The 26,572-nt window shown below is 42.0% G+C and carries 22 protein-coding genes and 1 pseudogene; 14 read left to right on the top strand and 9 right to left on the bottom strand.

From position 1 onward, the window contains the following. The first annotated feature begins 41 nt into the window (after positions 1-41). The 4 genes from J4E76_RS18925 to aroF all read left to right on the top strand — a co-directional run bounded on the left by J4E76_RS18925 (position 42) and on the right by aroF (position 3,849). Positions 42-683, top strand: coding sequence for a phosphoribosylanthranilate isomerase (locus J4E76_RS18925; RefSeq protein WP_208506360.1), 642 nt, complete (start codon positions 42-44; stop codon positions 681-683). Positions 684-735: 52 nt separating this feature from the next. Beyond that, entirely contained in the window at positions 736-1,917 is a 1,182-nt protein-coding gene (gene trpB / locus J4E76_RS18920; protein ID WP_208506359.1) for a tryptophan synthase subunit beta, read from the top strand. Positions 1,918-2,014: 97 nt separating this feature from the next. Next, positions 2,015-2,788, top strand: coding sequence for a tryptophan synthase subunit alpha (trpA, locus tag J4E76_RS18915; RefSeq protein ID WP_208506409.1), 774 nt, complete (start codon positions 2,015-2,017; stop codon positions 2,786-2,788). A 47-nt stretch (positions 2,789-2,835) separates the two neighbouring features. Further along, a complete protein-coding gene (aroF, locus tag J4E76_RS18910; RefSeq protein WP_208506358.1) occupies positions 2,836-3,849 on the top strand; it encodes a 3-deoxy-7-phosphoheptulonate synthase in 1,014 nt (337 codons plus the stop codon). Positions 3,850-3,930: 81 nt separating this feature from the next. Here aroF and J4E76_RS21240 read toward each other — a convergent pair whose 3' ends face one another. Next, complete coding sequence (locus J4E76_RS21240; protein WP_208506357.1) at positions 3,931-5,325, bottom strand: energy transducer TonB; 1,395 nt, start codon at positions 5,323-5,325, stop codon at positions 3,931-3,933. Then, on the bottom strand, positions 5,300-5,893 hold the full coding sequence (locus J4E76_RS18900) for an RNA polymerase sigma factor (RefSeq protein ID WP_208506356.1): 594 nt from the start codon (positions 5,891-5,893) through the stop codon (positions 5,300-5,302). Before J4E76_RS18900 ends, J4E76_RS21240 begins: the two co-directional genes overlap by 26 nt. Before the next feature lie 181 nt (positions 5,894-6,074). Between J4E76_RS18900 and J4E76_RS18895 the strand changes: the two genes are divergently transcribed. Continuing rightward, positions 6,075-7,964: a VWA domain-containing protein gene (locus tag J4E76_RS18895; RefSeq protein ID WP_208506355.1), complete on the top strand. Its 1,890-nt coding sequence runs from the start codon at positions 6,075-6,077 to the stop codon at positions 7,962-7,964. Between the two features lie 53 nt (positions 7,965-8,017). Here the strand turns inward: J4E76_RS18895 and J4E76_RS18890 are convergent, their stop codons facing one another. Continuing rightward, the gene (locus tag J4E76_RS18890; RefSeq protein WP_208506354.1) at positions 8,018-8,602 is read right to left on the bottom strand and encodes a hypothetical protein; all 585 of its coding nucleotides are present in this window, start codon (positions 8,600-8,602) and stop codon (positions 8,018-8,020) included. A 213-nt stretch (positions 8,603-8,815) separates the two neighbouring features. On the opposite strand from J4E76_RS18890, the gene J4E76_RS18885 reads away from it, so the two are divergent. The 9 genes and pseudogenes from J4E76_RS18885 to ctlX all read left to right on the top strand — a co-directional run bounded on the left by J4E76_RS18885 (position 8,816) and on the right by ctlX (position 17,366). Beyond that, complete coding sequence (locus tag J4E76_RS18885; RefSeq protein WP_208506353.1) at positions 8,816-9,157, top strand: PadR family transcriptional regulator; 342 nt, start codon at positions 8,816-8,818, stop codon at positions 9,155-9,157. After that, the gene (locus J4E76_RS18880) at positions 9,154-11,760 is read left to right on the top strand and encodes an ABC transporter permease (protein ID WP_208506352.1); all 2,607 of its coding nucleotides are present in this window, start codon (positions 9,154-9,156) and stop codon (positions 11,758-11,760) included. Before J4E76_RS18885 ends, J4E76_RS18880 begins: the two co-directional genes overlap by 4 nt. 259 nt (positions 11,761-12,019) lie before the next feature. Then, positions 12,020-12,763: pseudogene (locus tag J4E76_RS18875) on the top strand (phenylalanine 4-monooxygenase); the annotation flags it as partial. Positions 12,764-12,795: 32 nt separating this feature from the next. Next, a complete protein-coding gene (hisH, locus tag J4E76_RS18870) occupies positions 12,796-13,377 on the top strand; it encodes an imidazole glycerol phosphate synthase subunit HisH (RefSeq protein ID WP_208506350.1) in 582 nt (193 codons plus the stop codon). A 32-nt stretch (positions 13,378-13,409) separates the two neighbouring features. After that, positions 13,410-14,126 (top strand): 1-(5-phosphoribosyl)-5-[(5-phosphoribosylamino)methylideneamino]imidazole-4-carboxamide isomerase, encoded by a 717-nt coding sequence (gene hisA / locus J4E76_RS18865; RefSeq protein ID WP_208506349.1) that lies wholly within the window; start codon positions 13,410-13,412, stop codon positions 14,124-14,126. Positions 14,127-14,128: 2 nt separating this feature from the next. Beyond that, positions 14,129-14,890, top strand: a complete 762-nt coding sequence (hisF, locus tag J4E76_RS18860; protein ID WP_208506348.1) for an imidazole glycerol phosphate synthase subunit HisF — start codon at positions 14,129-14,131, stop codon at positions 14,888-14,890. Then, on the top strand, positions 14,887-15,501 hold the full coding sequence (gene hisIE / locus J4E76_RS18855) for a bifunctional phosphoribosyl-AMP cyclohydrolase/phosphoribosyl-ATP diphosphatase HisIE (RefSeq protein ID WP_208506347.1): 615 nt from the start codon (positions 14,887-14,889) through the stop codon (positions 15,499-15,501). Before hisF ends, hisIE begins: the two co-directional genes overlap by 4 nt. 141 nt (positions 15,502-15,642) lie before the next feature. Beyond that, positions 15,643-16,446: a transporter gene (locus J4E76_RS18850; RefSeq protein ID WP_208506346.1), complete on the top strand. Its 804-nt coding sequence runs from the start codon at positions 15,643-15,645 to the stop codon at positions 16,444-16,446. Positions 16,447-16,454: 8 nt separating this feature from the next. Further along, on the top strand, positions 16,455-17,366 hold the full coding sequence (gene ctlX, locus J4E76_RS18845; protein WP_236017551.1) for a citrulline utilization hydrolase CtlX: 912 nt from the start codon (positions 16,455-16,457) through the stop codon (positions 17,364-17,366). A 38-nt stretch (positions 17,367-17,404) separates the two neighbouring features. On the opposite strand, the gene J4E76_RS18840 is transcribed toward ctlX, so the two are convergent. The 6 genes from J4E76_RS18840 to J4E76_RS18815 form a co-directional block, all read right to left on the bottom strand. Beyond that, positions 17,405-17,971 (bottom strand): hypothetical protein, encoded by a 567-nt coding sequence (locus J4E76_RS18840; RefSeq protein WP_208506345.1) that lies wholly within the window; start codon positions 17,969-17,971, stop codon positions 17,405-17,407. Positions 17,972-18,089: 118 nt separating this feature from the next. Next, entirely contained in the window at positions 18,090-19,565 is a 1,476-nt protein-coding gene (locus tag J4E76_RS18835) for a S10 family peptidase (RefSeq protein ID WP_208506344.1), read from the bottom strand. Positions 19,566-19,597: 32 nt separating this feature from the next. Further along, positions 19,598-22,705: a hypothetical protein gene (locus J4E76_RS18830; RefSeq protein ID WP_208506343.1), complete on the bottom strand. Its 3,108-nt coding sequence runs from the start codon at positions 22,703-22,705 to the stop codon at positions 19,598-19,600. Positions 22,706-22,871: 166 nt separating this feature from the next. Next, positions 22,872-24,182, bottom strand: a complete 1,311-nt coding sequence (locus J4E76_RS18825; RefSeq protein ID WP_208506342.1) for a D-alanyl-D-alanine carboxypeptidase — start codon at positions 24,180-24,182, stop codon at positions 22,872-22,874. Positions 24,183-24,215: 33 nt separating this feature from the next. After that, on the bottom strand, positions 24,216-25,595 hold the full coding sequence (gdhA, locus tag J4E76_RS18820; RefSeq protein ID WP_236017550.1) for an NADP-specific glutamate dehydrogenase: 1,380 nt from the start codon (positions 25,593-25,595) through the stop codon (positions 24,216-24,218). Positions 25,596-25,737: 142 nt separating this feature from the next. Continuing rightward, positions 25,738-26,433 carry a nitroreductase family protein gene (locus J4E76_RS18815; protein WP_208506341.1) on the bottom strand — a complete coding sequence of 232 codons (696 nt, stop codon included), beginning with the start codon at positions 26,431-26,433 and terminating at the stop codon, positions 25,738-25,740. Positions 26,434-26,572: the final 139 nt, after the last annotated feature.

Genomic DNA, 26,572 nt, shown 5'->3' with positions numbered 1-26,572 from the left:
AAAAGAATCCATCGATTCCTGATTTCTAATCCCTGATTACTATGAAGTTAAAGGTATGTGGCATGCGAGAGAGTGAGAATATAGCGCATTTACTTGCGCTGAAGCCTGACTATATAGGTTTTATCTTCTACGATAAATCACCCCGCGATGCCCAAGAATTACTGGATACTGAGTTGCTAAATAGCTTTCCTAAGGAAACTGAAAAGATTGGAGTATTCGTGAATGCCGATCTGGAAGCAGTAAAGAACAAGGTGCAGGCCTATGGTTTGGATTATGTTCAATTGCATGGCGATGAGCCTGTCGAATATACTGCTGAGCTTTTTGCTGTAGGAATAAAGGTGATCAAAGTCTTTTCAATTGGTGAAGCCTTTGACTTCAGTGGTTTAGACCTTTATAATCCCTTTGTCGATTTCTTTTTGTTCGATACGAAAGGAAAGGCCAGAGGAGGTAATGGGGAAGCCTTTGACTGGGAGATATTAAAGGGCTATAACCAAAAAGTTCCCTTTTTCCTTAGTGGGGGTATTGATTTGGATAATGTAGATGCCCTAGAAGAGCTTGGCAAAATGAACATTCATGCCATAGATGTAAACTCTAAGTTTGAGTTAGCTCCAGGGCTAAAGGACATAGAAAGAATAGAACAACTAACATCGTCACTGCGAGGGACGAAGCAGTCTCCTAATTAATAAGGGGATTGCTTCATCGCTTTGCTCTTCGCAATGACGAAAATGAAGGAAGATGAAAGTAAAAGTTGACGAGAGAGGGTATTACGGAAATTTTGGGGGAGCCTATATCCCTGAAATGCTATATCCTAATGTGGAAGAGTTGAGAGACAACTACGAGCGAATTATGCAGGCTGAAGACTTTCAAGAGGAGTTTCAGTCATTGCTGAAAGACTTTGTTGGAAGACCCACTCCATTGTATTTCGCTAAGCGGCTCTCACAAAAGTATGGTGCCAAAGTGTACCTAAAAAGAGAAGATCTCTGCCATACTGGAGCTCATAAGGTAAACAATACGATAGGTCAGATTCTAATGGCTCAGCGTTTGGGTAAAAAGAAGATCATTGCAGAAACTGGAGCAGGTCAGCATGGAGTAGCCACCGCTACCGTTTGTGCACTGATGGGTGTAGAATGCATCGTGTACATGGGAGCTGTAGACATGGAACGTCAAAAGCCAAATGTCGAACGCATGCGTATCCTTGGTGCGGAAGTTCGGGCAGCGGAGAGTGGCAGTAAGACCCTCAAGGATGCTACGAACGAGGCCATGCGCCACTGGATCAACAATCCAACAGATACACACTATATCATTGGATCTGTGGTTGGACCTCACCCATATCCAGAAATGGTGGCTCGCTTCCAATCGGTAATCAGCGAAGAAATTAGAAAGCAATTGCTTTCACATGAGGGCACTGAAAAGCCTGATTATGTAGTGGCTTGTGTAGGTGGCGGTAGTAATGCCGCTGGTGCCTTTTATCATTACTATGACGATGAGGACGTGCAGTTGGTAGCCGTTGAAGCTGCCGGTCTAGGAAATGATTCTGGGGAATCTGCTGCAACGACTGTATTGGGTAAGCCAGGTGTGCTTCATGGAAGTAAAACACTCCTTATGCAAACCGCAGATGGGCAAGTGGTAGAGCCTTACTCAATCTCAGCAGGCTTGGATTATCCGGGTATTGGCCCAGTGCATGCACATCTGTTTGAAACAGGTAGGGCGCAATTCTATAGCGCCACCGATGAAGAAGCGATGCAAGCAGGTATTGAGTTAAGCAGACTTGAAGGCATAATCCCAGCCATAGAAACAGCTCATGCTTTAGCCGCATTAAATCAAATGACTTTTAAAGCAGAAGACGTAGTTGTGCTGAATTTATCTGGCAGAGGAGACAAAGATTTAGAGACCTACATCAAATGGGGGAAGTATTAAAATTATAAGCGTCACTGCGAGAGAAGCGAAGCAGTCTCCCAATCGATAGGGAGATTGCTTCTCCTGATAAATCAGGATCGCAATGACGAAACGAGATATGAACAGAATAGAAGAACTTTTTAATAGAAAATCCCAAAGAGTACTCAATGTGTACTTCACGGCTGGTTACCCAACCTTAAACGATACGGTCGGTATAATGGAGAGCTTGGAAGCCACGGGTGCTGATTTGATCGAAATAGGTATTCCGTTTTCCGACCCAATCGCTGATGGTCCGACCATCCAAGAAAGCAACGGTATTGCGCTTGACAATGGCATGACTCTGAAACTTCTTTTAGAGCAGTTGGAGGGGGTTAGGCACAAATTTGGTCTTCCAATTATCCTTATGGGCTATATCAACCCAATAGTTCAGTATGGCATCGAGGCATTCTGCCAAAAGTGCCAAGAGGTTGGAGTAGATGGATTGATTCTTCCAGACCTACCCATGTTCGAATACCTTGAAGTCTACAAGCCTTTATTCGAGAAGCATGGCCTCTTGAATATCTTCCTAATTACGCCACAAACCTCTGAATCTCGAATTAGAGAGATTGATCAGAACTCAAATGGGTTCATCTATATGGTTTCTTCCGCAAGTACCACTGGGGCCAAAACAGGAATAAGCCAGGATCAGGAGGCCTATTTCTCCAGAATTAAGGAAATGAACTTGAAGAACCCAACCCTGATCGGTTTCGGAATATCCAATAAAGAAACATTCGATAAAGCCTGTGAAAATGCCAATGGCGCTATCATTGGAAGTGCCTTTATTAAAGCAATCTCCCAAGAAGGAGTTATAGCGAATAACATTAATGAATTTATTCAATCTATAAAGGGTTGAACAGACTGAGCTTGAAGCTTTAGCTCATCGCTCGAAACTTATAAAAAATGATCATACAATTCGAACAAGAAATAGAAGAGGGCCAAAAAGAGGCAATCATCAATAGAGTCAAAGGACTCAAATACAAGCCGACTGAAGTGAAGACCCAAAAAGGAGATTACTTGGTGGGTACAGGAAGCAAGGAATTCGATATCAGGTCTATCGGGTCAATGGATGGTATTAAAGACATCCATATTGTATCGGATGGTTTTAAACTTGTTTCGCGTAAGTGGAAAGTGAATCCTACGGTAATAGATCTTGGTGATGGCGTTGTAATCGAAGAAGGTGGTTTCCAAATCATGGCAGGCCCTTGTTCTATCGAAGGAGAGGAACAAATCAGAAAGACCATTGCACATCTAAAGTCTCAAGGTATCACCATCATGCGGGGAGGAGTGTACAAGCCAAGAAGTTCTCCATATGCCTTTAGAGGTTTGGGAATAGATGGACTGAAAGTGTGGTACGAATTGGCCAAAGAGGCAGGTATGAAAATCATTACTGAGGTAATGCAGGTTTCTCAGATTGCGGAAATGGATCCTTATGTAGATATCTATCAAGTAGGCGCTAGAAATACTCAGAATTTCAATCTGCTGGACGAATTGGGGAAGGGTACCGACAAGCCGGTAATGATTAAGCGTGGTATTTCTGGAACGATTGACGAGCTACTTTCATCAGCTGAATATGTCTTTAGTGGAGGCAATGAAAGACTTTTGCTTTGCGAAAGAGGCATTAGAACCTATGAGAAAGCCACTAGAAACACCATGGACTTAAATGCTGTGGCGGTGCTGAAAGAGAAAACACACTTACCAGTGATTGCAGATCCTTCTCATGGTATCGGCATTCGGGCGCACGTTGAACCGATCGCTTTGGCAAGTATTATGGCCGGTGCTGATGGGGTGATCTTTGAGTCACACGAGATTCCTGAAGAAGCGTATTCAGATGGGCAACAGACATTGAACTACAATGAGTCAAACCGTTTGATTGATCGCATGAGAAAGACCTTCGAATTGAGAAAGAGCTTTTAGCCTTCGTCATTGCGAGGGAGGAATGACCGTGGCAATCCCCTGAATTACTATGGAGATTGCTTCGCTGCACTCGCAATGACACTAAGGCCTAAACCTTACTCTGATCTTAACAGTGGAACTGACGGGGCGTTTGTCGACCCCTTCGGTTCTTGGATTCCACTTTGGTCCCTCTTTCACCAAGCGGATGGCTTCTTTATCGCAGCCAAAGCCTAGACCCTTTATAATCTTAAAGTTGGATAGATCACCGGTAGCACTCACGTCAAATTCCAGTGTCACTCTGCCCCGTACTTTCTGTTCTTTGGCTGTTTCAGGGTATTTAAGGTTTCTTCGGAGGTAACGGTTAAAATTAGGATATCCACCTTCTGGCTTAGCAATGGCAAAGGTGCTTACGTCTTCCTCTTCTTCGTCATTAAGACCTATTCCAGTAACCACAACTTCTCCAAGTGAAGTAGCATCGGGCACTAATTGAATGTTCAACACCGCACTTGTGTCTAATTTCACCTCTTGGGTAATATAGCCTAGGTATCTGAATACAATTGTCGAACCAGGTCGAATGCTGTCCAAGCCATATGTTCCTTCTTGCGTAGTTCCAATTCCATGTAATATCGTGCCTTTAACAAAAACAGAAACCTGAGGTAAGGGGAGTCCATCGTCTGAGCCTGTAACCTTACCACTTATCGTTAGGTTTTCAAGAGCTTCAGGAGTGTTTTGAGGTGCAAAGGAATTTCTCAAAGCTGAATCATCAAGTTTCCTCTTGGAGGCATTCTCACTCAATGACAAGACTTCTTGTTTAATACTCCTCTGATCTTTCCATGTCAAGTTAACCTCAACGACACTATCCAGTGACTTGTCAAATGTTCTCATTGGTAAAGTAATTTCCCGAGGTGCGGCTGCTTGAATTTCGACTTCCTTAGGTGCTTCAGAAGAGAAGGGCTTAAGACCTTCGGGCTCATTTTCTGCAATTGGATCCCTCGTCACCCGCTTAGTAGTTTGAATCTGGTCTTTAACCGATTCAATTTCCGTTTCTTGCACAATTTCCGCTTCTGGAGTGCTTTTGGTTTCAACGGAAGGCTCTATTTTGTTATTAGCACTACTATCCTTGGGTGTTTCAGTGGTAGGTTTCTTTGCATCACTTAATTCTTGTGTTGGAAGAGGAGACTGGTCATTCAACAAATAGAATAAACCTAAAGAGGTGATCAGTAGGAGTGCGATTGCAGCTACCCTTCTGTATAACGTCCAGAACGGAGAAACTTTTGAGTCCGTAGCTTGATCCAATCTTGCAGTCAATTCATCAAGGTCTGTGGAAAGGTCAGCCAAGCCAATCGATTCAACCCCTTCCATGCCCTCGGCATACAAAGGATTTTCAAGCATCAAAACTTCTACCTGATGCTTTTGCTCAGCTGTAAGCTCACCAGAACGGTAAGCTTTTATGATCTCAGGTGTTAACTGATCAATATGTTTGTTCTTCTTGTCCACGGAGTTTCTCAATACATAATTTCAAATTCCTTCGTCCATTCTGAAGATAGCTTTTCACCTTCTTCATTTCGTAACCAGTCAGGTCACACACCTCTTGATAACATTTCTTGTCGAGGTAAAACAGCTTAATGCACTCCTGCTGCTCTTCATTTAATCCATCTATACATGTACCTAGCTTTTCAACGTCTTCCTCAAGCCCCTCATCCTCATGATGCGCAGCAATGGACAATTCCATAAAATCAGTTCCATTAACAATTTGAGCTCTCTCACTTTGGCTGGATTGTTTTCTGAGAAGCATTAGACATTCATTTTTTGTAAGCACATGAAGCCAACTTTTAAAATTGACTATGTCTTGGTCTTCCAGGCGCAGCAATAGCTTTTCGAATACCTGCATGGTCATATCCTTAGAGGACTCTCTTTCTTTCAAATATTTCAGGCATACACCATAAACCAAAGGCGTATAGCGCTTGAATAGCAAACCCACTAACTCCTTGTCCTTACTTCGCTTGTAAGCCGAAATAAGCTCTAGGTCAGTGATTTGGTCAATATTTAGTGTCCTTCTTTTCAATAGCCTTCGTCATTGCGAGAAAGGAGGTACGACTTGCGAAGCAATCCCCCTTTTGGTTAGGAGATTACTTCTCCCGATGAATCGGGATCGCAATGACGTAATTTTTTTCTCAACTATTTATGGAATCAACTTCCATGCCGCATCATGTGAGTAAAGAATTGAAAATCTAAATCATATAATCATGAAGCAGGTATTAATCATAATGATGACACTTTTCATCGGATTCCATAATCCAATGGAAGAAAAATTTCAAAGAGTAATAACAGGTAAAATTACAGGAGCTGATGATGGCTTGCCATTACCACAGGTAACGGTTTTGTTAAAGGGCACAACATTAGGGACGACTACAAATAAAGATGGGAAGTTCAGTATAAGGGTACCTGATACCGGGAGTGTTTTGGTTTTCAGATTTCTCGGATACATCACACAAGAAATAAAAGTGGGGCAATCTAACACCTTGAATGTAATGTTGGCTCCAGATGCGGTTTCTCTCGCAGAAGTTGTTGTCACCGGAGTGCAGAGCAACTCTCGCAGAAGTCGGAGAAGATCAAATAGCCTGGCGCAGGCTAATGTAGAGTATGAGGTGGATATGGCCTCAATGCCTTCTCCGGCATATAAAAAATCGGTGTATTTCGACAGTTATCGTCCATCCAATGAGTCATACAAAAAGATCGATGAAAACGGTTTCAAATCCCCTTGGAAGAATCCTTATAGCACACTTTCAATTGATGTAGATGCTGCCTCATACAGTAATGTGAGAAGGTTTATTAATGCCGGACAATTGCCTCCAAAAGATGCTGTTAAGATTGAAGAAATGATCAATTATTTCAATTATGACTACGAATCACCAAAAGGGAAACATCCATTTGGTGTAGAACATGAAGTGTCTTTAGCACCATGGAATGAGGACCATAAGCTAGTTCATGTAGGTATTCAAGGAGAGAAAATAGAAATGGATAATCTTCCTGCCTCTAATATTGTCTTCTTGATAGATGTATCAGGGTCAATGGGTAATCACAACAAGTTGCCTCTTTTGAAGAAATCATTCAAGCTGTTGATTAATGAGCTTAGACGAAAAGACCGTGTAGCAATGGTGGTGTATGCCGGGGCAGCTGGAGAAGTACTGGAGTCTACTCCAGGTAACGAGAAGAAGAAAATCCTTAAGGCGTTGGATAAGCTTAATGCTGGTGGTTCCACAGCCGGAGGAGCAGGAATACAGCTTGCCTATAAGATTGCAAAAGAGAACTTCATAGAAGGAGGTAACAACCGTGTAATCTTGGCTACCGATGGAGATTTTAATGTAGGTGCCTCTAGCGATGATGACATGGAGAGCCTTATCGAAAATCAGAGAAAGAGTGGGGTGTTCTTGACAGTACTTGGATATGGGATGGGTAACTACAAAGACTCTAAAATGGAAGTACTAGCCGATAAGGGTAATGGTAACCATGCTTATATCGATAATATCCTTGAGGCGAAAAAGGTGCTTGTAAAAGAGTTTGGAGGTACGCTTTTTACTATCGCTAAGGATGTTAAAATTCAAGTAGAGTTTAACCCAGCTACTGTTCAGGCCTATCGACTTATCGGTTATGAGAATAGAAGATTAAATGACGAAGACTTCAATAACGATAAGAAGGATGCTGGCGAACTGGGGTCAGGACACAGTGTGGCGGCTCTTTATGAGGTGATCCCGGTGGGAGTTGAAAGTAACTTTAAACCTCTGGATGACCTGAAGTATCGTCAGAAAAAGAAGATCGAGCTGAGTGGAAATGAATCTGACTTGATGACAGTAAAACTACGATATAAGAAGCCAGATGAAGATAAGTCGATCTATTTGGATACAGTGGTCAAAAATGATGTCATGAAGATCGGAAAGACTTCCAACAACTTTAGATGGTCAGCAGCAGTTGCAGGTTTTGGAATGTTACTCAGAGATTCTGATTATTCGAATGGTCTTAAGTTTGACGCGGTAATCCGTTTGGCAAAGGCTGCAAAAGGCGAAGATGAAGAAGGCTACAGAGCTGAATTGATCAAGCTAGTTGAGATGGCCGAGTTACTTGGTGAGGGTGAGTGACAAAAAAGCCCCTCCTTATTAAGGAGGGGCTTTTGAATTTTATCAGACTAGTTCTAGTCAATAACCGTTCTTTTTAGTTGAATTTTTACTTCATGAGGGGCTGGTTGGTCTCCACCGAAATAAGGCCATAACCAATAGTTCTCTCCTGTCTCACAATTGCTACTTCTTTGCATAGTCACAGATTGCAGTCCTGTGCCCGAGTATTGGTAAGTGTCTCCGACAATTCTGACAGATAAATCTACTTCCGTGTTGAGAGGGATAGCCCCCATAAGTTCAAAGGATAGGTTGCCTTCTAAATAGGTGTAGGCGAGAATCTGCAATTCGTCATTAAACCATCTCCAGCCAATGCGACCACTTTCACTTTGATGGTGTTGTGTACAATCAGAAAAACCAATGAGTTTGTTAATGTCAGCTTGATCTGATGCTACCTCCAAGGTGTATTGAGCACTATTATCAAAGATTGCTTTAATATTAACCCCTGAGCCTGTGAAAGCCTCATTCCTAATGATGGAATTGTGTCCCCCAGCAGGAATTGTAAAAATCTCAAACCCAGTATCCGGATCCACATCAATCGAATTACTACAAGCACAAAGTGTTAAAACCAGTGCACAAAGAGAGAGTTTAGCTGCTTTTATCATATTCAGTCTAAAGATAGTGTCACCTCAAATGTAAGAATTTATGGATTAAATATGCTCGAGGAGCAGCTAGACAATGTGTAGACGTAATGAATCGATCGACACTTCGTCTGTGATAATATCCGGTTCAGTGCAACGAATTACTGATTGGGTGCATCACTGTATAAATAGATATTTATTTTTATTAGTTTTACTAATGGGTAAGATATTAAACCAATGGAAAGAAGACACTTTTTAGGAGAGTTTGAAGAAACAGTACTGCTTGTAGTGGCTACGCAACAGGGGCAGGCCTATGGCCTATCAATTACCAATGTGATAGAGGAGGAGTTGGGTAGATCGGTAAATATGAGTTCGGTACATACTGCACTTTATCGCCTAGAGGAGAAAGGCTATGTAAAGTCTGACTTAGGTGGTGCCTCTGAAAAAAGAGGAGGAAGACGCAAACGAATCTTTGAAGTTACTTCAGCCGGCAAGTCGGCATTGCTTGAAGCAAAAGAACATCGGCAGTACCTCTGGTCGAAAATTCCAGGTTATGTATTTGGAGGGAGCGAATCATGAATTCATTCCAAATTCGAAAGCCGCCTAGGTTGGCCGAAAGAATCTTTCATTGGTATTGTGACGATCCACTCCAAGAGGAGATAGCTGGAGATCTAGAAGAACGCTATTTGGATCATTATGATAAGTATGGACCTGCTAAGGCTAGGAAGAAGTACTGGCTTAATGTATTCAAGTTCATGCGTTGGCATACCCTCAAACGAAGAAACTCAAAAAGATATACTCAAAACAATTTAGTTATGGTCAAAAACAATTTCAAGGTCGCTTTTAGAAGCGCCAAAAAGCACAAAGCCTATTCTATCATTAATCTATCAGGACTTGCGGTTGGTCTCACTAGTTTCATTCTGATAGTACTCTACGTACAACATCAGTTGAGCTTCGATCAATTTCACGAACAAAAGGACAAAATTTTCAGGGTAACTAATGGTGAGGACGCCATCACCCCAAATATTGTGGGCCCCTTCCTCAAGCGAAACTTTGAAGAGGAGGTTAGGCACAGTGTTAGAGTGATTGAACTAGGTGGTCAAATCATGAAAATTGACAACCAGTCATTTACAACGAATGTCTATTTCGCTGATACTGCTTTCTTCGATGTCTTTACTTTTCCCTTGTTACAAGGAAATGAAGAGGGGATTCTTTCCAAGCCGAAGACGCTTGTTATCACGCAAAAAGCTGCCATGAAATACTATGGCACTCAGGATGTTGTTGGAAAAACAATGATAAGGGAGGGAGAGCAGTATGCTATTGCCGGAGTTGTTCTTGACCCACCGGCAAATTCAATGATGCAGTTTGATTTCTTAATCCCCTTTAAAGAAATAAGGTGGGCACAAAGAGAAACCTGGTCTAATTGGAGCTTTCAAACCTTTCTAAGATTAGAAGATAATGTTGATCCCATTGTCTTTGAGCAAAAGGTAGGGGAGAAAGTAAATGTTGAGCTGGATATGCCCACAGAAAGTGAAGATAGTGGTACATACCTGCAGTCTTTGAATGATATCTATCTTCAGAAAAGATTTAAACTCAATTATGAGCTAGGGAGAGTAGGTGATATCCAATATGTCTACATCTTTTCTGTCGTGGCTTTCCTCATCTTATTGATAGCCTGCATTAACTATGTGAACCTGGCAACCTCAAGGTCTTTAGAAAGAGCCAAAGAAGTAGGAATCCGTAAAGTAGTTGGCGCGCACAGAAGGCAACTTATTGGTCAGTTTTTAGGAGAGTCATTCTTGTTCGTATTTCTATCGCTCGCAATTTCTATCGCTTTTAGCTATTGGCTGCTACCTTATTTTAATGATCTGGCAGGAGAAAGACTGAATACTGTATACCTGTTTAAATCAGAGTTCCTTCTGTTTTTATGCGGGCTTGGACTGATAATTACATTTCTGGCAGGTATTTATCCAGCCTTGGTGCTTTCAATGTTTAAGCCAGTAACTGTGTTAAAAGGTAAATTCACTCACTCTGGGTCTGGAAATCGACTACGAAAGTTTTTGGTGATTGTACAATTTGCCATTTCGGCTTTCTTAGTGGTGGCTACTCTTGTGGTGAAAAAGCAGCTAAACTTCATCCAGGACAAGAATATTGGATTGGATAAAGAACAAGTGATCTTCTTTACGTCAGATGGAGATTTGAAGAAGAACTACGAGTCTTTCAAAAATACACTCATGACTAACCCCAACATTAAATCGGTTAGTATGGCCTCCAATGTGCCAATAAGTGTTGGTTCAGCACACGGTATCCAAACTGGCCCCACCGATGATGACTATGAACTTATATACTTTTTAAGTGCTGATAAGGAATTTATGGATCTCATGGGAATGGAGTTGTTAAGCGGACTTAGCCTTATGGAACGTGCGGTGCCTTTCAATGAGCTTGACACGGCAGGGTTGAATCCAACCTATATTATCAACGAAACTGCCGCTAAACTCTTCAACTGGTCGGCCGAAGAGGCTGTAGGGCAGAATGTAGTCATTGGAGGTTACGAAGGGCCTGTTCAAGGGGTGGTGAAAGACTTTCATTTCAAATCCATGCAGCAACGTATTGAGCCTTTTGTGATCTTATACAACCCTAATCAGTCTTATACGGGCTATGTAAAGTTGGAAACCAATGACTTGTCTGAAACATTGCAGTTTATAGAATCCAATTTGTTAGAGGCGGCACCAGGCCTACCATTTGACTATGAATTCATGGACGACTATTACAATCGTATGTACAGGTTTGAATCCCGCTTGGGTAATGTATTTCTTACTTTTGCTAGCATTGCTGTATTCATTGCTTGCCTAGGAATGTTTGGCCTGATTTCATTCATAGCACTGCATAGAGCGAAAGAAATGGGGATTCGCAAAGTCTTAGGGGCTTCATTTAAGTCAATTTTGATTTTGCTATCCGCAGATTTTCTTAAACTGATAGCCATAGCTTTAATGGTAGGTTTGCCAGTGGCGTATTTCTTTATGGGAGATTGGTTAAGCGATTATGTTTATCGAATTAATATGGGTGCTGATGTAGCCATAGTGGCCATAGTCTTCGCTCTTTTGATAACTATGTTGACAATTGCTTATCAAGCTGTGAGAACAGCCATGGTAAATCCGTCCAAAGTATTGAGGAGTGAATAATATCGGTTGAATGACCGTTGGTTTAAAAATCCCCTTAAGTCATTTGGATAATCTGAAATGGGTATTACCTTTGAATCAATGTTGAAAAACAAAGCATATCACTACCACTATTATCACAACAAAACGTTGCGGATCGGTAGGTATATGTAATCAGAAAAGAAAAAATTAACTGAAAATATAAGACCCGGTTCCGAAAGAGCCGGGTTTTTTTATGACCGGGCTTTTGATTTGAACCAATTCAAAAAACAAAGCATTACAACCCGTAGAAATGAAACAGAATTACGACAATTACACAGCAGAAGATCAGAAAGTGTGGAATATACTTTTCGATCGTCAGTTTCCAGCATTGCCGACAGCCGCTACAAAAGAGTTCTTAGTAGGTCTGGATAAGGTAAACTTTAATGGAGAGGGGATCCCTAACTTTGAAGAGACTAACAAATTGTTACGCGCACTTACTGGATGGGAGATTTATGCAGTGCCAGGGATAGTTGAGGATGGACTTTTCTTTGACCTTATGGCCAATAAGAAATTTCCTGCAACCACTTGGGTGAGAAAGATGAGTGAGTTGGATTACCTAGAGGAGCCAGATATGTTTCATGATGTATTTGCTCATATTCCGCTTTTGGCAAATCAGTCTTTCGTAGACTTCCTACAAGCCATCAGTAAGTTCGGTCAGGAATGGATCGAAGATGAATGGGCAATTCACCTTTTGTCCAGAATTTACTGGTTCACAATTGAGTTTGGCCTGATCCGCGAAGAAGGAGAACTGAAGATCTATGGTGCAGGAATTCTGTCCTCATCAGGAGAGACTAAATACTCGCTTTCTGACGAGCCAAACCACTTCGAATACGATGTCGACACTATTCTTGATACTCCTTACAGAAAGGATAACATGCAAGAAAACTACTTCATTATCGACTCATATGAGCAATTATACGAATCACTACCGGAGATCAAATCTAAGATAGAGGAGCGCTTAAAGGCAAAAGAAGCAACTGTTTAAACACTTTGTGAAACGGAGAGTTTTTTAAAGCTATGAGCGTAGTCATTGTTAACTACAACGCAGGTAACGTGCAGTCTGTCATCCATGCCTTAAATAGGTTAGGAGTGGAGCCTGTGCTTTCTGCGGATAAGGAGGTCATTCAGGCTGCCGATAAAGTAATCTTCCCTGGAGTAGGTGAGGCAAGTACCGCCATGCGATTCCTAAAAGACAAGCAGTTAGATATAGTAATTAAGGATTTGAATCAGCCCGTTTTTGGGGTGTGTCTCGGTTTGCAATTGCTTTGTTCTCATACCGAAGAGAACGATACTGAGTGCCTAGGAATCTTTGATATCAAGGTGAAGAAATTTGAGCCAAGGTTGAAGGTCCCTCAAATGGGTTGGAATACGTTGACTCAAATGGATTCACGGCTCTTTAATGACCTTCCAAGCGATCCATACGTGTATTTTGTACATAGCTATTATGCCGAAGTGAGCGATGAAACCATAGCCGTGACCGATTACATTAACCCTTTTTCAGCAGCCTTGCACAAGGATAATTTCTATGCCCTACAGGCACACCCTGAAAAGAGTGGAAAGGTTGGTGAAAAAATACTCTCTAACTTTCTAGAACTGTGAAATCAAAGTCCATCAATCAGTAATTACAAGGAGTGAAAATAATACCAGCAATAGACATAATAGGAGGTAAGGCAGTTCGGCTTACTCAAGGTGATTATAATCAAAAGACGGAGTATAATGATGACCCATTAGCAGTCGCTCAGGCTTTTGAATCTGTCGGAATAGACCGACTTCATGTGGTTGATCTAGAGGGAGCTAAAGCCAGTAAACCTATCAATTTGGGTATCCTAGAGTCTATTAGTAAGGGTACGGAGTTGAAAATTGACTTTGGTGGAGGGGTTAAGTCCAATGCATCAATCCAAGAAGTTTTAGAAGCAGGTGCGCACCAAGTAACTGCTGGAAGTATAGCGGTTAAAGACAAGAGTCTTGTGAAGGAGTGGATTGACCAATATGGTCCTGAGACTATCATCCTGGGTGCTGATGTACAGGATGAGAAAATCGCAATTAACGGCTGGCAAGAGGACTCGGGAATAGACCTTTTTGAGTTTTTAAGTGAGTATGCTGAGTTGGGTATTAGCTATTGTATTTGTACTGACGTCAGTAAAGATGGATTGCTGCAAGGACCATCATTTGATCTTTATGAGAAGATAATGAAAGTCTTCCCAAGCTTAAAACTTATTGCGAGTGGTGGTGTTTCTTCCATGGAAGACCTGAGTCGATTAGAGCAAATGGATATTTATGGAACAATAGTAGGTAAGGCCTATTATGAAGGAAGAATCAGTCTTGAAGAACTAGCTTCATTTAAATAGACATGTTAACGAAGAGAATCATACCCTGTTTAGATATTAAAGACGGCCGGACTGTCAAGGGAGTCAACTTTGTAGGCCTGCGAGATGCTGGAGACCCAGTTGAGCTAGCAGCCCGTTATGCCGAGGAAGGTGCCGATGAGTTGGTTTTTCTCGATATCACAGCTACTGTTGAGAAGCGAAAGACCCTTGTTGAGTTAGTAAGGCGCGTAGCTGCTCAAATTAACATCCCTTTCACCGTAGGTGGAGGTATTAGCTCAATTGAAGATGTTTCTGCACTGCTAAATGCTGGCGCTGACAAGATCTCCATCAATTCCTCGGCAGTAAAGCGTCCAGGGTTGATTAATGAGTTGGCAATGGAATTTGGAAGCCAGTGTGTGGTAGTTGCCATTGATACAAGGTTTGTAGATGGAGAGCATATAGTACATGTAAGAGGAGGTAGGACTGCCACGGAGTTAAGAACTCTTGAATGGGCAAAGGAAGTAACAGAAAGAGGAGCCGGAGAGATCTTATTAACCTCCATGGACCACGATGGTACAAAAGCAGGCTTTGCAGATGAGCTTACTTCGGAGATCTCACAAATGTTACCTATACCTATAATAGCATCAGGTGGAGCGGGAAATATGGAACATTTTGTGGACTCATTTACAAAAGGAAAAGCCGATGCAGCACTAGCCGCTAGCATCTTCCATTTTAAGGAAATATCGGTACCAGAATTAAAAGAATTTTTATCCAAAAAGGACATCCCTGTAAGACTAACACAATGAGAAAATTTGAATCATTAGAGCAAGTAGTATTCGATCAAAATACTGGGCTTGTACCGGCAATAATTCAGGATGCCCAAACCAATAAAGTACTCATGTTAGGCTACATGAATGAGGCTTCAATTGAGCAAACTTTAAGCACCGAAAAAGTGACTTTTTTTAGCCGCTCAAAACAGCGGTTGTGGACTAAGGGAGAGTCCTCAAATAACTATCTAAATCTAGTCAGTATTTCCATTGATTGTGACCAAGATGCTTTGCTTGTAAAAGTGAATCCTGAAGGGCCAACTTGCCATACTGGTGATGCTACATGCTGGAGTGAGGGGAACAAAACTGGTGCTTCATTTCTAGATTATTTAAGCGAGGTGATTAGAGAACGAAAGACGCAGTCACCTGAAGAATCCTATACGGCAAGCATGTTTGAAAAAGGAATTAACAAGCTGGCTCAGAAGGTAGGTGAGGAAGCTGTGGAGTTAGTAATAGAAGCAAAAGACGACAATCCAGAGCTGTTTAAAAACGAGGCTGCCGACCTGATTTTTCACTTGCTCATGCTTCTCGAGGCGAAAAACTTCACTTTGGATGACGTTATAGAAATACTTAAAGAAAGACATAAGTAAAAGTGTTTTAAATATCTCATTGATAATCATATAAGATATATTTTTAGACTTGTCTAAAAATTGATTTTTCACTTTTAAAGAGGCAAATGAAGTCTTTTGAGCGCTTTTGACTTACTTGTTGAAAAATCTCAAGTATTGGTTATGAGAACATCAGTTCTAGTTTTCTTTTTTTGTCTCTTGTCTGTGTCGGTCTTTGCTCAGGAAGATGATAATTCTGCTTCATCCATAGCAACTGATCGGCCTACACAAACTACTTCTCCTTACGTTATCGCACCTAGATTATTTCAGATTGAAACGGGATTTTATCAGCAGCAGACAAATCAGCTGGGTGTGAATTTTCCGAATGGGGTTGACTTTAAATTTCAGAATATAGTTTACAATAGTCTACTGCTCAGGTACGGAATTTCCGACAAATTAGAGCTTCGATTGAACCAAGAATTTGGACGTACACGAGAGCTCATTGATGACGTAATTACTGAACAATCTGATGCCTCTTTTGGACCAACAACTATTGGTGTAAAATACCAATTTGTAGAGGAGGAAGGATGGCGTCCGGCCGTGGCTTTGAATGGGCACGTGGGCGGCCAGTTTTTGTCTAGTGGAGGGGGAATAACTGGTGATCTAAGAGTCAATTTTCAGAACAACATTTCAGACAAATTTAACATCAGTTATAACGTTGGAATTATACTCATCGAAAACTCGAGGAATGTAGGGTTGTGGACATTGAACTTGGGCTTTACTGTGTCTCCAAAGTTGACTGTATTTCTTGAGGGCTATGGCTTCAAGGATAATGTTAGCTCTCAACAAAGTATCGATTTTGGCTTACTGTATTTACTTAGTCCTAATCTTCAGATTGACTTTTTCGGAGGCTTTGCGATGTCAGAACTTGCACCAGACTCCTTGTTTGGATTTGGTATTAGTACGAATATTGCGAAGCGCAAATAATTGAACCAATGACAAGGCAAGCATCAAGAGAAATAATGATGGTAAGACCGAAACACTTCGGTTTTGATGAAACAACTGCTGAATCCAATTCCTTTCAGAATAGAGAGGGCGCAGAGCAGATTGAAAGTATAAGCAAGGAAGCTTTAAGTGAATTTGACGCAGCCGTATTTAAGCTGAGAGCAAATGGTGTTAAGGTGCATGTAATTGAAGATACAGATAGTCCTGTTAAGCCCAATGCAGTGTTTCCAAACAACTGGGTATCATTCCACGGAGAGCAAACTTTGCTGTATCCTATGCTGGCTGAAAACAGAAGGTGGGAGCGTAGAACCGAAATTCTTGATGAATTAGCCTCAGCAGGTGTTTCTGTGGGTAACATAGTGGACTTAACGGCCTTTGAAGAGGAGGGGAAGTTTTTGGAAAGTACAGGAAGTATGGTGCTGGATTATGAAAATGAACTGGCTTACGCATGTATTTCGTCCAGAACTAATATTGAGGTAGTGGAGGAGTTTTGTAATAAGACTGGCTTTGATGCATTTACCTTTGATTCCTTTGATAAGGAAGGGTTAGAAGTCTATCATACAAATGTGATTATGTGTGTGGCAGCCAAGTATGCAGTGATTTGTCTTGAGTCAATTCCCGATGAGCAGCATAGTACTGTCATAGAAGCCTTAGAGAAGACAGGTCACGAAATTATTCCTTTGACAATGGATCAGATGTACTCCTTTGCTGGAAATATGCTTGAAGTTTTAAATGACAAGGGCGAATCTACACTTGTAATGTCACAATCTGCCTTTGACTGTTTAACAAAAGATCAAATAGTGCAGATCGAGAAGTACTCGAACATCTTCTCTGTTGAGATTCCAACCATCGAGAAGTATGGAGGGGGCAGCGTTCGTTGTATGATGTGTAGAGTTGTTTGATCTACACTAATCGGCTAAGAAATAATATTAAAAACTTATCATTTTCCTTTCCAGCCCCATGGCGCATCTGGTGTCTCAATAGGTTTTGTAAGATCCATGATCACTTTAAAAACCGAGTTGTTATTAACACGAGTAAGGTTGTAAGAGAAAGTAGTTTCGTCTAGGCCAACCGACCAAACATTAGTGGCAGCTCTTGGCAATAGGGTGGCCGTATACTGGTCAGCAGGAAACACTTGTAGAGTAGCAGACCCTGTGTTAGAAGCAGTACCACCATATTGCGTCACCTCATCTTCGGAGCCATCTTCATGGCGATGGTCATGCTTTAGGGTGACCACTCCGTCTTTTAGCGTGAATACCCAGGTGCGGGACTTATCTTCACCAACAAAGAATGGAACCTTAATTTCAGTTGCTGAACAAGAGCGTACATGCATGGTGAGTCGCTTACCACCAAAGGCAGGGTCGTCTTTTGGTAAGGCCAAAGTACCTTCATAAGCCTTTCCGCAATGTTTTTGCAAGTTGTTCCAAAATTGTTCGGCAGGGGTTTGTGCCTGAAGGCTAAGCCCTGATATAAGTATTAAGGCAAAGAAGATTACTGTTTTTTTCATTTTTACTGTTCTCGGTTAGGCTGAAGATAGGTCTATTAAACAAAGAAGCAATCTCCTAAATCAACTGAAGTACTGTCGATTTTGAGAGATTGCTTCTTATCTCTTTGCGTTCGGTGTTTTAATACTTCGCTGGTGTCCCGGCCGGAGGAATAGAGTTTTTGATAAAGACACGAATGTCTTCATTGGCATTCTTGAGGTCTTCAGCACGTAGGTACATCATATGACCACTTCTGTATCCTTTAAAGCTCATCCTGTCTTTTAGTTTACCGCTTGGGTCCATGTGCCACATGTTGTATTTGGCATTGAAATATGTGGTTGCGCCATCATAGTATCCACTCTGTGTCATTACGTGCAGGTAAGGGTTCATGGCCATTGCCTGACGTAGGTTTTCTCCAGTGTTGTCTCCGCTTCTGTCCCATGGACCAACAGGGCCAAACATGTTGTATTTGATGTCGGTCTTGTAGTTCAAGAAATTTTGGAAATAGCCGTTGATCGCAGGCGTGAAAGAGTGTAACCAAGAAGTTAATTCCGAGTTGAAGTCTGGGCTCATACCTGCATCCATACGATCGAGCCCCTTGTACCTAGAGTCCAGTCTTCCTACTGTATGTCCTTCATCCCTAAGGAGTTCTTTCCAGAAGAATCCAGTGGGAACATCAAGGTTATGCTGACGGATTACTTCTTCATTTAGTCCTGAATAACGAGAGAACATCTTCACTGCCTCTTGTTTTTCGGCATCAGTAGCCCAGGCCCCTTTAGCAAGCGTTGGAAGTAGCTCATTCATAGTATAAGTCTCGGCTTCCTCAAGTACATCGAGTAAGTCCTTACTTTGAAGGTCGCCAGGCAATTGTTTATGATACCAAGCTGCAGCGGCATAGTACGGAAGTCTATTGGCCTGATTAACTGGGCCATCTCTATCAATACCTAAGCCAGTTGGTGATACGAGAATGACACCGTTTAAGTACATCCAGTGACTGTTTTGAAGTCTGTGGGACAAACCAGAAACCCTAGTTGTACCATAACTTTCGCCAATCAAAAACTTCGGAGAGTTCCAACGATTTGTTCGAGTTACAAAGGTGTTGATCCATTCAGCCAAGTAGTTGATGTCTTGATTTACCCCGAAGAATTGAGTTCTATCAGCTTCTGGATCTACAATTCTCGAGTAACCAGTGTTCACCGGGTTTACAAATACGATATCAGCGACATCCAAAATAGAGTGTGGATTGTCCTTTACACCATAGGGCTGAATAGGATAACCTTCATCATCAATTCTAAGAATTTTTGGACCTGTATACGCCAAATGCATCCAGACAGAAGCTGAACCAGGTCCACCATTGAAAGAGATAACCAATGGGCGTGTGTCCTTATCCTTTACATCGGTTCTTTGATAAAAAGTGAAGAAAAGTGTAGCAACAGGGTCGCCATCATTGTTCCACACGGGTTGAGTGCCTACTGTGGCGGAGTAAGGTACCTTCTTGCCTTTGATGGATACTTCATGGTTGGTTACAACCGTAGATTCCACATCGATTTTTCTGCTCTGACCTAGGGCGGTTAACGCGCATAGGCAAAGTAATAATGTAAAAAATTGGGTTCTCATTTTCATGATCTTAATGTTCATCAGGTCAATTATTAATCTTGTACAGTGTAGCGGTTAGCCTTTTTTAAGCCTCGGTTTACCCTCGGGATGGCGGTTTTTATCACATTGTCTCTCTCAGCTGCAAGCTTTGAGATCATTGTGTTATAGTACTCATATTGTGCTTGCTGATCGCCACTCCAAGGGCCAATCCAACTGCTTACACCAAAGTACAATGAACGTGTTCTACTAAGGAGCTCGTTATATTTTCTGTTGATTTCTTTTATTGGTGCCGCAGCTTGCTCATTGTAAGAAACCTTGTCTCTTTCAAGCTTATTTAAGTGCCATTGCATTTTTTGAGCACCATGCATTTCATCAACTATTTGCTCATAAAGTCCCCCGATTTTAAAGAGTGAGGCTGTCCATGACTTTCTTACATTAAAATCGACTTCTAGTCTGGTGTCATCTTTTACACTAAACTTTTGCGTATAGCTTTGGCCATTGACGGTCAGATTTGCAGTGTAGAGGCCAGGAACTACTCTTGGCCCATTCAATCCAAAACTTCTTCTTCCTCTTCGGTTTGACGGATCGCTATTCCCTGCCTTGAAACTTTTGTGTTGGAAGTTCCAATAGACACGTTGAATTCCCTTTTTACCCGAAGGGCGCAATTCTTGAATAAGGTTTCCATCTAAATCATGAATCGTTAAGCTGATGTCTTTTCTGGATACAGTGTCTTTTAAGTAAATATCCATTGAGGCTCCATAGCGAGGATTTTCTCCTCGATAATACATGTCGCCTGTATGAGCCCCACCAATATTATAGCTGATCATTTCTGCCTCCGGTATGCTGAACAGAGCGGCTTCCTGGTTGATCACGTTGGCTAGTTCCTGAATGGCATTAAGATTATCAAGAATCCAAACACCACGACCATGAGTTGCCAAAACAAGGTCATTATCACGAGGATGGACCACCAAATCATTGAAAGGCAGGGTAGGCATATTGTTCTTTAATTCTACCCAGTTGCGGCCTCCATTGATCGAAACAAAGAGTCCGAGTTCCGTTCCTAGGTAGAGGACGTTTGGATTTTTAGGGTCTTCTCGTAACGTTCTAGCTACACGATCTTTCGGTAAGTCACCGGCTACAGAAGTCCAGGTCTGACCGAAATCTGAAGTTTTGTAGACATAGTTGGTAAAGTCATCATTGCGATAATTGTTGATAGCAACATAGGCTGTACCTGCATCATACCAAGAAGTTTCAATGGTATTTACCCAAGTTTCTTTCGGTAAACCCTGTAGCCTAGAAGTGACGTCTGTCCACGTTTTCCCATCATCAGACGATATTTGTACTAAACCGTCATCCGTACCAACGTACAACATTCCTTGCTTTTGCTTTGACTCAGCAACTGCGGTTAGTGTCGGATAGTAGGGAATTCCATCATCTAGGGAGTGAGTACTCGTATCTGCTCTTTGACCCATTATGGTCAAGTCTCTTCGATTAACTCTTGTTGTCAGGTTGCCGAGGGACTTCCATGAAGCTCCACCATCGGTACTTTTCCAAAGTTGCTCTGTGCCTGAATAAATTGTGTTTGGATCGTGGTAGGAGAGGAAGAACGGTCCATCCCAGTTGGCTGGTTCCATGGCATTTCCTAGTTCGGGTTCGGCCGTGCCAGGCCCCCATGATGTCCAATTTCTACGTGCTCCTATTCTCCCTTGGGGATCGCCAGGTCTAATGGACTGGCGCTGTCCGTTTGTCATATTGAGCCTTGATAAGCCCAAATATTGAGACTCAGTATATACGATATCTGGGTCCGTGTGGTGTGGAAGATTTAAGAAGCCGTCACCACCACCGAGTTTTTTCCAGTCTTCATTAAGAATACCTGCACTACGGTATGTTTGGCTTGGGCCAACCCAACTGCCATTGTCTTGAAGGCCACCATAAACATTGTATGGTTCAGCCATATCAACAGCGACTCTGTAATACTGACTTACGGGTAAGTTGCTTACTAATAGCCAGTTTTGACCTCTATCATAAGAGATTCCAATTCCACCGTCATCACCTTTCATAACATGGCGAGAATCCTTCGGGTTTACCCAGAAGATTCTATCATCGCCATGCAGCGATTGTCTTGCCGGTCTAAAAGTTCTACCGCTATCGCTGGAGTAACTATACTGGTTCATCATGTAGATGCGTGAGGCATCGCTAGGGTCTACCAAAGGCTGGCTTGCGTACATTGGCCGAGGATTCCAATTGCTCATGAATTCCCAAGTCTCACCTTTATCAAGTGAGCGATAGAATCCCGCCCTTCTTTCATTATATGCTGTCGAAGCGTTGTATTGAAAGCCCTGTTCTACTGATGCGTAGATTAGGTTAGGGTCTTTTCTATAAATCGAGATACCAATACGACCAAAATCGCCCTCAGGTAAGCCAACTCTTAATTCTTTCCAAGTTTTACCACCATCTGAAGACTTATGTAGTCCACTGCCAGGTCCACCACCATGGAAGCCAAATGGTTTTCTTCTGCGCTGATAAGTTGCGGCATACACGATTTGAGGGTTCTCTGGGTCGAGTGCAACGTCTACAACTCCGGTGTCATCATCTACATAGATAATTCTATCCCAGGTTTTGCCACCATCGGTAGTTTTGTAGAGTCCACGTTCGTTATTAGCACCCCAAAGGTGTCCCATAGCGGCAACGTACACCGTATTCGTGTCTGTTGGATGAAGCGCAATCCTACCCACGTGGTGTGAATCTTTGAGACCTACATTGCTCCATGATTCACCTCCGTCAGAGGACTTATATACACCATCCCCCCATCCCGAGCTTTGGCGATTGGCACGTTCACCAGTTCCTACCCAAACGTGATTGGGATTCTTTTGATGTACTGCGATTGCCCCGATTGAGTGGGTAGCTTCCTTTTCAAATACAGGTTTGAAGTTGACTCCATTATTGGTTGTTTTCCATATACCACCTGTCGCAGTGGCTACATAGAAAGTATAAGGGTCACTTTCAACAACTGCCAAGTCTACTACACGACCACTCATGGTAGCAGGGCCAATGTTTCTGAGCCTTAGGCCATTGAAAGTTTCAGAAGTTATATTTTGAGCGAGGGCTAGCGGAGCGCATAAAACCATCGCGCATAGAAATGAAATTGATTTCCTAAGCATTTTGATTCGGTTGAATTAAGTCTTCAATTTAATGATCAGACTCGAAGGGGATACCAACTTTTTTAAGAGTGGTATGGGATTAAGAATTAAGAATGTATCTTCTCTAGATGGGATCAAGTTTTTTCCCAATTACCCAATTACCCAATTACCCAATTACCCATTCCAGTTAATACCCTTTTATAATCTTTTCGAGAATAATCCCGAAACTTTCGCGGATGGTGCTAGTAGAAGCAGTATAGTGATTGGCCATGATCACAAAAATCAATGTCTTTCCCTTGTCTGTTCTTATATAGCCTGCAAGACTGTGGTGGTTGCTAAGTGTACCTGTCTTGGCATAAACACCAGGGGAGTACCAGTCCTCCAAAGTGCCAGATGTTTGACCTTGAGGAAGTAATTCGGTCATTTTATCCGAATTGAAGAGTTTGAGTAAGTCCCTAATTTCGTTGGGCTTAAACATATTATAGCGTGAGAGTCCCGAACCATCGCGCCAAATAAATTTATCGCCTTCATCCGCTTCACTTTTGACGGATACATGTGATAATTCAATCGCAAATTTTGTGCTGAGCGTATCGTTGAAAACTCCGCTCGACATTAGCAGCATCTGTTCTGCAAAGAGATTGTCACTAGGCTGAAGCATCCATTTAGAAAGACTATCTGACTGAACGCCATTCAAAACCTGAAACTCATCAGGTCGTTCAAAAGTGTCGATCTGACTGATTTTCTTGCCTGAGGCTTCACCTAGTAAATCAAGGAACAGAGCATTGGAATACCTAAATGGACGTACTAGCGTATCAATTGTAATGGTATCTGATTCCTCCAGTTCTTTATACTGAATTTCGAACTCGTTCCAGAATTCATCCCGCAATACCCTTGCTCTCGTACCTAGTGAGTCACTTTCGGTAAAGCGCAGTCCTGAGTGAGCTGGTGTTGTTGAGAAGGTCCTGTTTTTACTGTCTATAATTACTCGAACGCTATTGCCATAGATCGGAAACAGGGACTTTTCTGCACCATAGTAGCCAAGGTAATCATCCCATCCCCAGCCAGGTCCAAATCGTTCATCTTCCATTGGACGTGACCAATAAAACAGTTTTTTGTTGCTCTCAGCCAAGAATTCTATGACTGTTGAGTCTGGCTGATCCGGGTGCAGTGTTAGTGGGTAACCATTACTCCAGAAAATCAAAGAGTCACCTTTCACAACATACTCTAGGGCCACAAGCGTCTCGGGAAGCGTCTTACTGGCAATATTGAATGTGAAAAGTTTTGTTACCGATGCCGGTGTCATGTATTGATCGGCATATTGCTCAGCAATGACCTTGTCTTTGATGGGGTCATACAGCGTAAAGCCAATAAAGGCATTCTCAAAACCAGGGAGTTCTTTTATGTCTCTTAGTATCTTCTTCTTAGGATAGCGCTGAGCAAGGCCCGAATGTGCTATCAAACAAAAGAGAATAATACCAGTAACTAAACCTCGGTTCATTAAAAATGCCTTTAAAGGTTAATTCAGGGATTGCTAAAGCAATCCCTGAGCTATCATGGCATCAGCCACTTTGATAAATCCTGCAATGTTGGCTCCACTCATATAGTCGTTATTAGAGTTATATGTCTGAGCTGCATGAAGGCAATTATCATGAATGTTCTTCATGATCACCTGAAGCCTTCTGTCTACTTCTTCGCTTGTCCAGTGTGAGCCCGAATAGTTCTGAACCATTTCTAATCCTGATGTAGCCACTCCTCCAGCATTGGAAGCCTTACCCGGGGCGTACATCACGCCATTGTCTCTTAAAATGTTTATCGCTTCTGGGGTACATGGCATGTTAGCACCTTCCGCAACGAGCATTACGTTTCCTTGCACCAAGTTATTGGCATCATGAGCATTCAATTCATTTTGAGTTGCGCAAGGGAAAGCACAGTCGGCTTTATGAGCCCATATTGGATTATGATCTGCAGACCTGTCTGCAGGGAAGAAGGTGGCGGAAGCGTACTGATCGGCATACTCCGATATTCTTCCTCTTCGCTCATTTTTAAGTGCTTTGATATACTCAAGCTTATCTGAGTCTATACCGGCTTCGTCAAGTATATACCCCGAAGAATCTGAGGCGGTAATTACTTTTCCACCAAGTTCTAAAATCTTTTCTATGGCATACTGTGCAACATTTCCTGACCCGGAAACAATGCATGTTTTGCCTTCAAGAGAATCTCCAATATTTTGGAGCATATATTGAGAGAAATAAATCAGTCCGTAACCTGTGGCCTCTGGTCTAATTAAGCTACCTCCCCATTTTACCCCTTTTCCGGTAAGTACTCCAGAAAACTGATTCTCAATCTTTCGGTACATACCGTACATATAGCCAATCTCACGACCACCGACACCGATATCGCCAGCCGGGATATCTATTCTGTGTCCAATGTGTTTGGAAAGTTCTAGCATAAAATTTTGGCAGAAACGCATGACCTCACCGTCTGACTTTCCTTTTGGATCGAAGTTCGAACCCCCTTTTCCGCCACCCAATGGCAGACTAGTAAGGGCATTTTTAAAGATCTGTTCGAAGCCCAAGAATTTAAGGATACTCTGGTTTACCGATGGATGAAACCTAAGCCCTCCTTTGTAAGGCCCAATGGCACTATTCATCTGTACTCTATAGCCTCGGTTTACTTGAGGAACACCATTGTCGTCCATCCAAGTTACTCTGAAGCTGACAATTCGTTCAGGCTCTACAATACGCTCCAATACTTGATTGGACCTGTATTCTTCGTGTCTTTCGATTACGGGAAGTACACTTTCATATACTTCATAAACTGCTTGATGAAATTCTGATTCACCAGGACTGTTCTTTTTCAAACGGTTCATGAAAGAGTCCTCCATTACTCTTTGAACCTGTCCATTTTCCATTTCCATTGATAGTTATTATTGTGAGCATATGAGGGCATAGATTTTGCCTCATATCATTGATGAATGTAGTAATTTTTTGAATAAAAAAAGCCTGAAGAGTTCCTTCAGACTAGTGTGTCTTTTGTAAAAGTTCTTTCACTTCTTAGTCGTAATAAAAAGCCATTTCTTCAAGCCCTTTTCTCCTATTATTAGGCACAAAAACATCTTCTGCTTCATAGCCCACAGGTAAGAGTAAAAATGCTCTTTCATTATCTGGACGCTCTAGAATCTTCTGTAGAAAATTCATTGGACTAGGGGTGTGGGTGAGGGTGACCAAACCTGCATCGTGAATGGCTGTAATTAGAATGCCAGCTGCCAGGCCGACAGATTCACTAACGTAATAATTTTGGCGCTTTTTACCTTCAGAATCGTATTCAAATGGCTTTTTGAAGACAATGATCAGGTAAGGTGCTATTTCTAAAAAAGGCTTTTTCCAATCTGTAGCCATAGGCTTAAGGTCATCCAACCATTCATCACTCATTCGATTAGTATAGCTTTCATACTCTTCTTTTTCGGCTGCCTCTCGAATCTTGGTTTTTATTTCTGGATTACTCACCACACAAAACGTCCATGGCTGTTTATGTGCACCAGAAGGAGCAGTCGATGCCGAAAGGAGTATGTTATCGATTACTTCTTTCGGCACTGGTTTATCAGAAAACTCACGTACTGAACGTCTAGTTTCCATCCAATCATAGAATTTCTTACTTCGTTCAATCATCTCCTTTTGGCTGTATTGAACATGGCTGTACTTTACATGCTCAAAGCCCTTGATGATTTTTATATCCTGATTCTCTTCCATAGTCACTTCTTGTTATACGAATTTAGAAACTCTAATTAAGAAGTACCGAAGACATGGGACATTAGCCGTTAAGAATTAAGAATTGTTTCTTTCTAGAAGCTAGAAGCTCTTCGGAATGTTTAATGAATAATTAATAGTT

It is taken from the genome of Roseivirga sp. E12 (assembly GCF_017592825.1).
Classification (GTDB): Bacteria; Bacteroidota; Bacteroidia; order Cytophagales; family Cyclobacteriaceae; genus Roseivirga.
This window is presented reverse-complemented; position numbering and strand designations above follow the sequence as displayed.

What these genes read in the sequence shown, in the direction of transcription:
- J4E76_RS18925 (WP_208506360.1), top strand. Translation starts at nt 42, where the DNA reads ATGAAGTTAAAGGTATGTGGCATGCGAGAGAGTGAGAATATAGCGCAT.
- trpB (WP_208506359.1), top strand. Translation starts at nt 736, where the DNA reads ATGAAAGTAAAAGTTGACGAGAGAGGGTATTACGGAAATTTTGGGGGA.
- trpA (WP_208506409.1), top strand. Translation starts at nt 2,015, where the DNA reads ATGAACAGAATAGAAGAACTTTTTAATAGAAAATCCCAAAGAGTACTC.
- aroF (WP_208506358.1), top strand. Translation starts at nt 2,836, where the DNA reads ATGATCATACAATTCGAACAAGAAATAGAAGAGGGCCAAAAAGAGGCA.
- J4E76_RS18895 (WP_208506355.1), top strand. Translation starts at nt 6,075, where the DNA reads ATGAAGCAGGTATTAATCATAATGATGACACTTTTCATCGGATTCCAT.
- J4E76_RS18890 (WP_208506354.1), bottom strand. Translation starts at nt 8,602, where the DNA reads ATGATAAAAGCAGCTAAACTCTCTCTTTGTGCACTGGTTTTAACACTT.
- J4E76_RS18885 (WP_208506353.1), top strand. Translation starts at nt 8,816, where the DNA reads ATGGAAAGAAGACACTTTTTAGGAGAGTTTGAAGAAACAGTACTGCTT.
- J4E76_RS18880 (WP_208506352.1), top strand. Translation starts at nt 9,154, where the DNA reads ATGAATTCATTCCAAATTCGAAAGCCGCCTAGGTTGGCCGAAAGAATC.
- hisH (WP_208506350.1), top strand. Translation starts at nt 12,796, where the DNA reads ATGAGCGTAGTCATTGTTAACTACAACGCAGGTAACGTGCAGTCTGTC.
- hisF (WP_208506348.1), top strand. Translation starts at nt 14,129, where the DNA reads ATGTTAACGAAGAGAATCATACCCTGTTTAGATATTAAAGACGGCCGG.
- hisIE (WP_208506347.1), top strand. Translation starts at nt 14,887, where the DNA reads ATGAGAAAATTTGAATCATTAGAGCAAGTAGTATTCGATCAAAATACT.
- J4E76_RS18850 (WP_208506346.1), top strand. Translation starts at nt 15,643, where the DNA reads ATGAGAACATCAGTTCTAGTTTTCTTTTTTTGTCTCTTGTCTGTGTCG.
- ctlX (WP_236017551.1), top strand. Translation starts at nt 16,455, where the DNA reads ATGACAAGGCAAGCATCAAGAGAAATAATGATGGTAAGACCGAAACAC.
- J4E76_RS18840 (WP_208506345.1), bottom strand. Translation starts at nt 17,971, where the DNA reads ATGAAAAAAACAGTAATCTTCTTTGCCTTAATACTTATATCAGGGCTT.
- J4E76_RS18835 (WP_208506344.1), bottom strand. Translation starts at nt 19,565, where the DNA reads ATGAGAACCCAATTTTTTACATTATTACTTTGCCTATGCGCGTTAACC.
- J4E76_RS18830 (WP_208506343.1), bottom strand. Translation starts at nt 22,705, where the DNA reads ATGCTTAGGAAATCAATTTCATTTCTATGCGCGATGGTTTTATGCGCT.
- J4E76_RS18825 (WP_208506342.1), bottom strand. Translation starts at nt 24,182, where the DNA reads ATGAACCGAGGTTTAGTTACTGGTATTATTCTCTTTTGTTTGATAGCA.
- gdhA (WP_236017550.1), bottom strand. Translation starts at nt 25,595, where the DNA reads ATGGAAAATGGACAGGTTCAAAGAGTAATGGAGGACTCTTTCATGAAC.
- J4E76_RS18815 (WP_208506341.1), bottom strand. Translation starts at nt 26,433, where the DNA reads ATGGAAGAGAATCAGGATATAAAAATCATCAAGGGCTTTGAGCATGTA.